Raw genomic sequence first — 10125 nt, 5'->3', positions numbered from 1 at the left:
TTTGTTCCGACGCGCAGATCGAATCTTATCCGCACGCCGGCAAACGCTTAAAAAAGCGCGAAGGCTCGCCCGTTATTTGGCTTGCTTTGCTTTGGAATTGCTTGGCGTATTCAGCCCAATCGGAAGCTGCGACACCGCCGCCCGCGAGCTCTTGTCAACTTTGACGAACCGCTTCGTAAGCTATTGACGGATAAGGATTATGTTAGTCGCAGAGGGGCGATTCCGCAGGCGGCCCGGCAAGGCCGGCTCGCCTCATGCCATCTCTGGACGTCTTGAAGCTTCGCGGATCGCCTTGTGGACATTGCGCTGCAGGTCCATGAACTCCGCGCTTTCCATGACCTCTTCCCGGCGCGGGCGCTCTATGTCGACGTTGAAGGTTCGCATGATGCGTCCCGGGCCGATCCCCATGACGACGATGCGGTCTGAGAGATAGACGGCCTCCTCCACGTCATGAGTGACGAAGAGCACGGTCAGCCGGTGCTCCTCCCAGATCTGCGTCAGCAGCTCCTGCATCTGGTGCCTGGTCAAGGCGTCGAGCGCGCCGAAGGGCTCGTCCATGAGCAGCATCTTGGGCCGATAGGACAGCGCCCGCGCAATGGCGACGCGCTGCTTCATGCCGCCCGACAGTTCCGACGGGTAAAGGTCGGCGCAGTGCGGAAGCTTGACGAGGTCGAGATGCTCGCGCGCGATCCTGCGGCAGGTCGAGCGATCATAGCCGGCGGCCTTGAGGGCAAATTCTATGTTCTGCTGCGCCGTCAGCCAAGGCAGCAGCGTGTAGGACTGGAAGACGACGCCGCGGTCGAGCCCGGGCTTGAGGATCGGCGAGCCGTCGATGTCGAGCTCGCCCGCGTCGAAATCCTGCAGCCCGGCCACGATCGACAGCAGCGTGCTCTTGCCGCAACCCGACGTGCCCACCAGCGAGACGAACTCGTTATCGGCAAGATCGAGATTGATGTCGCGCAGCACCTCGGTGCGCCGCTCCCCGGTGCCAAAGCTCTTGTGCAGGCCTTCGATGCGCAGTTTGGGCACACTCATCGGCCGAACCTCATTGCGCGTGCCCTTCCTGCCGGAACAGCACCTTTCCCAGCGCCTTCATCACCTGGTCGGTGATGAGACCGAGCACGCCCAAGAGCAAGATGTAGCCGATGATGGTGTTGGTCTGGAAATAGCGCTGCGACACGGTGATGCGGTAGCCGAGACCGGATGTCGCCGCGACGAGCTCAGCCAGCACGAGCCAGGTCCACGCCCAGCCCAGGCTGATGCGCAGCGTATCCCAGATGCCGGGCAAGGCGCTGGGCACCACGATGCGCGTCAGGATCTTGCGGTCCGGCAGGCCGAGCGTCCTGCCGAGGCCGACGAAATCCGTCGGAACCCGCTTCACATTGTCCATGATCATCAGGACCTGCTGAAAGAAGGTGCCGATGAAGATGATCAGGAACTTCTGGGCGTCGCCGGTGCCCGACCAGAGGATGGAAAGCGGCACGAAGGCGACCACCGGCATATAGCGGATGAAATCCACCAGCGGCTCTACGGCGGCTTCCCAGACCCGGAAGCTGCCGATCAGCACGCCGATCGGTATCGCCAGCGCCGAGGCGATCAGGAAGCCGACGGAGATGCGGTATATCGAGGCCTTGAGGTCCAGCCACAGCGTGCCGTCGCTCCAGAGCTTGCCGAGCTGTCCCGCCACGCTTTCCGGCGAAGGCAGGAAGATGGGCTTCACCAGCTCCAGGCCTGTTGCCGCCCACCAGGCAAGGCCGAGGCCGGCAAAAACGGCCACGGCGATCATCAGGAAACGCGACCGCGTGATGGGCGCGCCGATTCCGGAGGATCGGCGGCGCGGCACTGGTCGCGCAGCCGGTCCTTGCGCGGGACCGGATTGGCTCGTTTTGGCGGCACGCTGCTCGGACATCCGCGCTACCACCGCGACGCAGCCTTGGTCATTCCGCGGCCTTGACGAATGACGGGTCGATCATCTGCTCCGGCGTAACGTCGGCCTGGAGCAGCCCGGCATTCTTGGCGGCGGCTTCGACATCGGCGAATGTCTTGGTGGAGAACTCGCCGGTCAGAGCGCTCTTGTTCTCGGCGAGAGAATAATAGCGCACGCCGTCGAAGGCCGTGTTGAGGTCCTCGACGCTGGAACCGACGGCCTTGGAAATGATGGCGCGGCCACCGGCGGTATCGCCGTTGTAGTCCTTCAGGGCCGCATCCCAGGTCTTGATCATGGCAAGCACCTGGCCGGGTCGCGACTTGATCACCTCGTCGCGCACCACAAGCACGTCGCTGATCAACCCGGGATCCTCGCCGGCGGTGAAGAGCAGCTTGACGTCCTTGTTCTGCGCCCTGGCCGCGGTGAGATAAGGTTCGTAGGTGACCGCGACCGGGACCTGTCCGGCAATCAGCGCGCTGCCGGCGTCGGCCGCCGGCATCGGCACCGGCTGCACATCGGCGATGGACATGCCGTTCTTGGCAAGGGCGTATTTGAGCAGGATGTCGCTGGTCGTGCCCTCCTCGAAGGCGACCTGCTTGCCCTTGAGGTCGGCGACGGAGGAAATATCCTTGCCGGCGATCATGGCGTCGGCCGTCATGCTGACGTCGAGCAGCAGCACGATTTTCACCGGCAGGCCCGCCGCAACCATGCCCATCGCGGTATGGGTCGCGATGTTGGCGGCATCGAGCTGGCCGCTCGCGAGCGCGGCATTGATGTCCTTGTCTTCCGCGAAGTTGACGATTTGGACGTCCGACAACCCGCTTGCCTTGAACAGGCCCTTGGCCTCGGCGACGTGCCACTGGCCATAGCCGAGCCATGGCTCGATGCCGATCTTGAAGGTGCCCGCTTCAGGCGTCGCGGGAATGGCCGCGTCGGCGGCAAAGGCCGCCGGGGCGAACCCGATGACGGCAGCCGCGACGAGTGCACGAAATTGTCCTGCTAGGTTACGCATCATCTCTGTTCCCCTTTATGATCGCGCCGCTCTTTGAACTGCATATCCGGCCTGGATGAGAATGCGGGCTTATGCTCTTGCGGCATTGTGCCTCGGCGTCTTACCTGCCGCTTCAACGGAAGCGCAAGGATACTCGACGTCGGCGGCGGTGAATGTCAAGACTAAAATACATACATGCATATACAAGTTGGACAGGTTGGGTTCGCAACTTTCGGAACATCAGACCGCATTCGTTTGCCGCATGGCGTTACGGCCGATGGCATCCAGGAAGTCCGTCACGCGATTTGCGCCGGAACAGGGCTCGCCTTGCCGCGATCAGCCGCTTTTGGAAGGAGAGTACCGGCTGCCGAGCGAATAGCGGCTGCCGACATAGGTCAGCTTGCTGATCGTGGCGACGATCGCTCCCGTCCACGTCCGGCGGTGCAGAAGCAGGCAGCAGCTGCCGGCATCGATGCCTAGATGCCGCGCCGTCTCGGCATCGGCTGGGATTGCCGAGATGATGTGCTCGACCTCGGTCACCGGTGTTTTCTGCATCAGATAGTCGTAGGTCGCGGTCTTGGAAAAATCCTGCTTGTCGTAGTCGGGTATCAGGCTCGGATTGACGAAGCGCTCTTCCAGTTGCACAGGCAGATCGTTCTCGAAATTGACGACGACGGAGTGGTAGACCGACGAACGCCTGGCGAACTCGAAGGACAGCGCAAGCTCCTTTTCCGGCATGATTTTTTCGAGGACGAGAACCTCGGAACGATGCTTGTTGCCGCGTGCCAGGATCTCGGCCGCGATATTGTTGATCTCGATCAGGGCCGATTGCGGCCGCGGCGGCGCAATGAATGTTCCCACGCCCTGCAGCCGGATCAGAAATCCCGCCGAGGTCAGTTCCCGCAAGGCACGGTGGATCGTCATCCTGGAGACGCCAAGCGCTGCCACGAATTCATTTTCGGACGGCAGCTTGCGGTCCTTGCTCCACCGGCCGGTTCCGATGTTCGTCAGGATGTAGTCCTTGACCTTCTCGTAGAGGGGGCTGGCCGTATCGGGCAGAGTGTTCATTTCAGATATCCTTTCCGGCAAGCACGGAAATCAGGAATGCTCAAGGGATTGCCGCATCCGGATGATTGTTTTCAAGCCGTCGCCCTGGCCTTCCAGCAGCCGCCGGTAGGTTGCGGGGACGTCATCCAGGCCGATCTCGCCGTCAATCAGGCTGATCAGCGGCTCGCTCAGTTCACCCAGCATCCGGATGGCATCGGGAAGCTCGTCGGCGAAGGCGTGGCAGCCCCGCAACGCGATCTCCCGCTCGACCAGCATGTTGGGGTCGATGTCGAGCCGGCCGTGGAAGATGCCGACCATCGCAATGGTGCCGCCCGGGCCGAGAACACCCAGCAACTGACTGAGCGCGGCGACGCTGCCTGTCGCCTCGACGGCCGCGAGCAAGGGGGTATTCGCAGTCGCTGAGGCGATGGCGTGCGCGTCCAGGTCGACGATCGTGGCGCCGGTCACGCGCGCGACGCGAGCGCAGCGGCCTTGGTTGCGGTCGGCGATCAATACGGTGCCCGCGAGCGTCCGCGACAGCAGCAACGCGGCAAGGCCCCCGATGGTCCCGCAGCCGAGAACAAGCACCGAGGCCGCCGCTTTCGGCAGGCGTCGCACCGCATGCAGCGCAACCGCGAGCGGCTCGGCCATCGCCGCCACCCGCACATCAAGCGCGGCATCGACGCTATGCAACAGGCGCGCGGGGAGCACGGCCTGTTCGGCAAATCCGCCGTCGCATATTTCGCCGACGAAGCCTAGCGACGTGCAGAGATGGCGCCTGCCGGCACGGCATTGCGCGCACTCTCCGCACCAGAAGCGTGAATCGGCGACCACCCGGTCGCCAATGGCGATGGTGTCGACGCCCTCACCCACGGCGATCACCGTGCCCGTCAATTCATGGCCGGCCGTCGAAGGCGAGCGGCTTATCCATTGACCGGTGCGGAAATTGTGCAGGTCGGAACCGCAGATGCCCGCGGCGTCCACCTTGAGCTTCACCCAGCCCGCATCGGGGACGCCCGGGGCGGCGATATCCTCAACGCGCAAGTCGCCGGGTCCGTAAAGTCGCGCGGCCTTCATCGTCTTCGCTTCCGCTCAGACCGAGAGATAGCGGCTGCGGATTTCCGACACCGCGTTTTCATGCGAGCTGAAGCCTTCGTAGCGGGCGAGCCTGCGCGCGTGCCGGGCGAGTTCCGGATAGGCCGCCGACGTCACATAACCGACTGACGAGCGCTTGACGAAATCCGTGACCGACAGCGGCCCATAGGTGCGCGCCCACCGGCTGGTCGGCAACACGGCATTGGGCCCGAGGACAAAGTTGGCGAGCGTCACCGGCGTATGCGGACCCATGAGGATCTCGGCCGCTTCGGTGATGTGCCCGAGATGCGCGAACGGTTCCTTCGACAGGATCTCGAGATGCTCCGGAGCGTAGTCGTTGATGAAGCGATAGCTGTCCTCCAGGGACGCGGTCAGCACGATGCCGCCGCGCGTTCCGGTCAGCACAGCGCGCGAGAATTCGACGCGCTGTTCGCTCATGCGGGACCAATGCTGCGGCAGCGCGGCAAGCGCGGCCTCGGCGACCTTGCGGCTGTGCGTCACCAGATAGGCCGAGGAATCCGGTCCGTGCTCGGCTTCGATCAAAAGGTCCAGCGCGGCAAGGCCGCCATCGACGCTATCATCGGCAAAGATGATGGCTTCGGAAGGGCCGGCCGGAAGGCCGGTGTTGATGACCGAGGACAGCAGGCTCTTTGCCGCCACCACCCAGGGACTGCCCGGCCCGACGATCTTGACGGCGGGCTTCACCGTCTCGGTGCCATAGGCGACAGCAGCGACCGCCTGGGCGCCACCGCATTTGTACACGGTCTCGACGCCGGCGAGGCGTGCGGCAACCAGGGTCGCGGCATCGACGGATCCATCGGAAGTCGGCGGCGTCACGATCGCTATCTGGGGCACGCCGGCAATCACAGCCGGGACCGAGGTCATCATCGTCACCGACGGGAAGGCGCCCTTGCCGCGCGGAACGTAAAGCGCCACGGAGGCGATCGGGGTGTATCTGTCACCTGCATAGGCGCCCGGCCGGACTTCCTTCAGCCACATCGTTTCCGGACGCTGCTCCTCGTGGAAATGCCGGATGTTCTCGATACCGAACCGGATGCTCTCCACGACATCCTTTTCGACCTTGTCGAATGCCGCGTCGAACTCCGCTTCCGAGACCTTGAGCCCGCCATCGGCCACATCGGCCTTGTCGAGCTCGCGCGCGAACCGAAGCAGGGCGGCGTCACCTTCGGTCCTGACCGCCTCGATGATCGGACGGGCTTTTTCGACGAAGACCGAAAGATCGGCTTCGGCGCGCCTCAGCAAGCTGGCCCGCCGGTCGGCGTCGAGGGTCGACAGGTCGTGGAAGCTGATATCGGACATGGCTGCTCCTTCTCCCGGAACGCAGTGGCGGTTGGCGATGGCCGGTCACACGCCTGGAAGACCTTTGAGACCGGCAATACGAGGCAAGGGCCGCAGGTGGAACATTGCCAGCCTGCAAAAGTATATACATGTACACATAACGGCTGCCAGCATTTTCTGCGTCCCGCCAACTCGAGCTCAGCTGATGAGAGGCCATCTTCAGATCGACGCGAGAAAGCCGCCATCGACCGGGATGGACTGACCGGTGATGTATGCCGAGGCATCGGAGGCGAGGAATACCGCAATCCCGTGCAGGTCCGACAGGTCGCCGAAGCGATGCTGCGGGATTTTGGCGAGCATCGATTGCCGCCATGCCTCGTTGCCGTAGAACACTTCCGTCATTGCCGTCCTGAAATAGCCGGGGGCGATGGCGTTGACCCTGATCCCCAGATCCGCCCACTCGGCCGCCAGAGCGCGCGTCATGCCGAGCAGGCCCGACTTCGACGAGCCATAGGGCACAGCCGTCGGAATCCCGACTTCGGAGGTGAGCGAGCAAAGATTGATGATGACGCCGGGCCGACCGGCGTCCTTCATGTGCTGCGCGGCGGCCTGGGCGCAGAAGAATGCGCCTTTGAGATTCGTGTCGACGATCCTGTCCCAAAGCGCCTCGTCGACATCGAGCGAGGGGCGGACTTCCTCCATCCCGGCATTGTTGACGAGAATATCGAGACCGCCGAGCAGGCCGGCGGCCTCGGCCATCGCCGCCCTGCAGCGGCCGACATCGGTGACGTCCAGGGCGATGGCGTGCGCCACCCCGCCGGCGGCGCGGATGTCTGCCGTCGTCTCCCCAAGCGAGGCAAGGCTGCGTGCCGTGACGGCGACATCGGCGCCGGCCGCGCTCAGCGCCTCGGCAATGGAACGCCCGATGCCGCGGCTTGCGCCGGTGACAAGTGCTTTCCGGCCCGACAGGTCGAAGAGCGGAGCGTTGCGCATGCGATCCTCCTTGGCACGGCCGGCTTAGCGATCTCGCCTTGAGCCTAATGGATCGAACTTACCTATACAAGCATATACAAATCAACTGGGTTGCGGTAGTGGTTGAGGGGCATGCGCGACAACCGGTCGATCTGGAACCGAGGCCGCGAAGTCGCTCCGTTATTCATGGATTTGAGAGGCACGATCGATGCGCCGCTTGGTTGACCATGGAGCGATGAGTGCTGCCGGTTATGCCACGCCCTGGAGCGTAAGGCCCGGCCAGCGGGTGGAACTTGGCCTCTCCTGCAGCCGGCCAGTGGAGAGCGTGCGGATATGCCGGCTGGACACGCACGCCGCGGATTTTGTGGATTGGCCGATCGAGGCGACATCCGAGCCCGACGCGCATCGCAGCTTCGATCATGGATCGTACCTTCGCCTGCGTGCCGAGGAGCTTGCAAAAGCGCCTGCCGTCAAGGGCATCCGCTTTGAGCTGTTTCTCACCCGCAATACGGGGCCGCGCACGATCCTGGAAGTGGGGTCCTTTCTGCTGAGCCTTCGCGATGGGGCGATCGCCTTGGAGATGCGGAATGATCGTCTGTTGTCTGCGCCGGTTCCGCAAGGGGTTTGGCTGACCGTCGAGCTCGGCCTGCATGAGGACGAGCCGTTCTTCAAGCTGAAATCTCACGACCTCCTCGCCCCTTACGAATTCAAGCGGCGCCTGCACGACGCCGAATGGCATCCACAAGGGCGCGACATCCTCTTCGGCGCGAGCGGCTCTCGAAGCGAGCTGACTCTCAATGCGAGATTTGCAGCTATTCGGCTGGAGACTTCTCAGGGGCCAATCGCCTGGAATTTCCCGACTCTGCTGCCGACGGGACCGATCCTGTCGTCAGGCGGACCGGTTGCGCTGGCGCTCGATGTGATCAATCAGCCTACATTCTGCGTGACATCGGCGCGCTGGGATGGATCGAGCTTCGACCCCCGGCTCGTGCCTTCGCACTACGATGCCGTCCATTGCCATGACGATGACATGGGACCGCTCGACTGGCCCGCTTCCCATCGCGCCGCGGTGCCCGAGAATGCAAAGCCGGGCGTGTACGCTTTCCAGGTGGAATGGGACGGCGGCTACGAGCGCATCGTGTTCTTCGTCACCTCCGCGCGTGCCTCCTCACCACTGCTTTATCTGCTGCCGACCGCGACCTATCTCGCTTACGCGGACGAGTATCTCCCCGACCATCTCTATGAGTGGAAGTGCGACGATCGCGGACACCGCTTTGCCATCGCAAACAGCCTCAAGTCGCTCTACGACTATCACTCCGATCTCAGCGGCGTGTCGATCTGCTCCTATCGCAAACCCAAAGTGACATTGCGGGACGACTACAACTACCCGCTATGCGGCTGCCCTCACAACTTGCCGGTCGATCTGCATTTCCTCAGATTCTGCAACGAGAACGGCATAGCGCTCGATATCGTCACCGATCACGATCTGCATCGGCAGGGGATCGAGGCTCTCCGCGGGCATCGGGCCGTCGTGACCGGAAGCCATCCGGAATACATGTCGACCGAGATGGAAGGGGCACTGCGGCAATTCGCGGCCGAGGGCGGCAGCATCGCCTATCTCGGCGGAAACGGCTTTGCCGGGACGGTCGCCTTCAAGGACGACCTGATGGAATTGCGCCGCTCGCCCCTGGAACCTGGCCGCACATGGGACGGCCCGGTCAGCGAACAATATCTGTCGATAACCAACGAGCCTGGCGGCCACCTTCGCTCCCGGGGCCGGGGCGAGTTTTCACTGGTCGGCGGCGCGATTTCGTTGATGGGTTTCGACGGCGCGCGCCCGTTCACGCGAACGCCCGAAAGCCACGCGCCGGAATGCGCATGGCTGTTTGAAGGCATCGAGGACGAAACCTTCGGTTCGGAAGGCATCGTATTGGGTGCCGCCGCGGGTTACGAGGTGGATGCGACGAACCCGGCCCTGGGCACGTCGGCCGACACCATTGTGATCGCCCGCGCGACGGACTTTCCGGCCGGCTTCTTCCAGGATCCCTCGCGCTGGTACGCGGGCGGGGATGAAGAGCGCGCCGGCCGTCGCTGCGCCGAAATGACCTTACGAAATCTTGCTGCGGGCGGCTTGATCTTTTCAGCAAGTTCGGTCGCCTGGTGCGGCGCGCTGCCTGCCGGCAAAGCAATGAACGACGTGGGGAGGATCACCCTCAACCTGCTCAACCGTCTCTCGGCATTGCAAAGCAGGAGGCCAACTCCGACGGTCTGGCCTGACGACGCTCTCAAAAGCAGATGCTTCAGCGATTGAGCACGATGTAGATAGATAGATAGATAGACAGATCAGCTTCATGCCGAGGTTTTCTATGAGCGAGCAAAATCGATGTTCCTGGCGGGAGCGCATGACGATCCTCGGCGATGTCCAGGTGGCATCCTTTCTTCCGTGGATCGAGCGCCATGCCGCCAAGCTCGGGCTCGCGCAGGAAATATGCTTTGCCGGTCCCGACCGCATTGAACTCGATATTGCCGGTCCGGCCGAACTCATCGACATGATGGAGATGGGGTGCTCTCTTGGACCAATCGATGTCTGGGTCGAGACCATCCGCCGGGCGCCGATCGAGAGCGAATCGGGCTAGGTTTCTGGGCCTGCGGCCCTCTGCTTGCCGAGGTGTCATGCACCTTTTTTAGGCATTATTGCCAGTGAGGAAATGTTGTGCAAACCTAACCCGGCGTATCGGCATATCCTTGACCGCGAAGCTTCGCTCGGGAAGATGCTGGTGCCGTTTTGAAAGTT

Annotated in this window: 9 protein-coding genes; 2 read left to right on the top strand and 7 right to left on the bottom strand. The window is 63.1% G+C overall.

The genetic code is table 11. The features are described from left to right. Positions 1–252: 252 nt before the first annotated feature. From LB529_RS04120 to LB529_RS04090, 7 genes are all read right to left on the bottom strand, one after another. On the bottom strand, positions 253–1035 hold the full coding sequence (locus LB529_RS04120) for an ABC transporter ATP-binding protein (protein WP_095768634.1): 783 nt from the start codon (positions 1033–1035) through the stop codon (positions 253–255). Between the two features lie 10 nt (positions 1036–1045). Further along, the gene (locus tag LB529_RS04115) at positions 1046–1909 is read right to left on the bottom strand and encodes an ABC transporter permease (RefSeq protein ID WP_411962427.1); all 864 of its coding nucleotides are present in this window, start codon (positions 1907–1909) and stop codon (positions 1046–1048) included. Between the two features lie 28 nt (positions 1910–1937). Beyond that, a complete protein-coding gene (locus tag LB529_RS04110) occupies positions 1938–2939 on the bottom strand; it encodes an ABC transporter substrate-binding protein (protein WP_095768689.1) in 1002 nt (333 codons plus the stop codon). A 315-nt stretch (positions 2940–3254) separates the two neighbouring features. Continuing rightward, on the bottom strand, positions 3255–3986 hold the full coding sequence (hutC, locus tag LB529_RS04105) for a histidine utilization repressor (protein WP_095768633.1): 732 nt from the start codon (positions 3984–3986) through the stop codon (positions 3255–3257). Positions 3987–4016: 30 nt separating this feature from the next. Further along, positions 4017–5042 (bottom strand): zinc-dependent alcohol dehydrogenase, encoded by a 1026-nt coding sequence (locus LB529_RS04100; protein WP_224710274.1) that lies wholly within the window; start codon positions 5040–5042, stop codon positions 4017–4019. Positions 5043–5057: 15 nt separating this feature from the next. Next, entirely contained in the window at positions 5058–6380 is a 1323-nt protein-coding gene (gene hisD / locus LB529_RS04095; protein ID WP_224630774.1) for a histidinol dehydrogenase, read from the bottom strand. 198 nt (positions 6381–6578) lie between these two features. Next, positions 6579–7352: an SDR family NAD(P)-dependent oxidoreductase gene (locus tag LB529_RS04090; RefSeq protein WP_224710273.1), complete on the bottom strand. Its 774-nt coding sequence runs from the start codon at positions 7350–7352 to the stop codon at positions 6579–6581. Positions 7353–7539: 187 nt separating this feature from the next. Between LB529_RS04090 and LB529_RS04085 the strand changes: the two genes are divergently transcribed. Continuing rightward, entirely contained in the window at positions 7540–9642 is a 2103-nt protein-coding gene (locus LB529_RS04085; protein WP_224710272.1) for a N,N-dimethylformamidase beta subunit family domain-containing protein, read from the top strand. A gap of 55 nt (positions 9643–9697) precedes the next feature. Further along, positions 9698–9967: an acylphosphatase gene (locus LB529_RS04080; protein ID WP_224523003.1), complete on the top strand. Its 270-nt coding sequence runs from the start codon at positions 9698–9700 to the stop codon at positions 9965–9967. Positions 9968–10125 lie beyond the last annotated feature (158 nt).

Origin of the sequence: Mesorhizobium sp. CA5, assembly GCF_020165105.1 — a bacterium.
GTDB lineage: Bacteria > Pseudomonadota > Alphaproteobacteria > Rhizobiales > Rhizobiaceae > Mesorhizobium.
This window is presented reverse-complemented; position numbering and strand designations above follow the sequence as displayed.

Coding starts and splice junctions, on each gene's coding strand:
- LB529_RS04120 (WP_095768634.1), bottom strand. CDS start 1,035: ATGAGTGTGCCCAAACTGCGCATCGAAGGCCTGCACAAGAGCTTTGGC.
- LB529_RS04115 (WP_411962427.1), bottom strand. CDS start 1,909: ATGTCCGAGCAGCGTGCCGCCAAAACGAGCCAATCCGGTCCCGCGCAA.
- LB529_RS04110 (WP_095768689.1), bottom strand. CDS start 2,939: ATGCGTAACCTAGCAGGACAATTTCGTGCACTCGTCGCGGCTGCCGTC.
- hutC (WP_095768633.1), bottom strand. CDS start 3,986: ATGAACACTCTGCCCGATACGGCCAGCCCCCTCTACGAGAAGGTCAAG.
- LB529_RS04100 (WP_224710274.1), bottom strand. CDS start 5,042: ATGAAGGCCGCGCGACTTTACGGACCCGGCGACTTGCGCGTTGAGGAT.
- hisD (WP_224630774.1), bottom strand. CDS start 6,380: ATGTCCGATATCAGCTTCCACGACCTGTCGACCCTCGACGCCGACCGG.
- LB529_RS04090 (WP_224710273.1), bottom strand. CDS start 7,352: ATGCGCAACGCTCCGCTCTTCGACCTGTCGGGCCGGAAAGCACTTGTC.
- LB529_RS04085 (WP_224710272.1), top strand. CDS start 7,540: ATGCGCCGCTTGGTTGACCATGGAGCGATGAGTGCTGCCGGTTATGCC.
- LB529_RS04080 (WP_224523003.1), top strand. CDS start 9,698: ATGAGCGAGCAAAATCGATGTTCCTGGCGGGAGCGCATGACGATCCTC.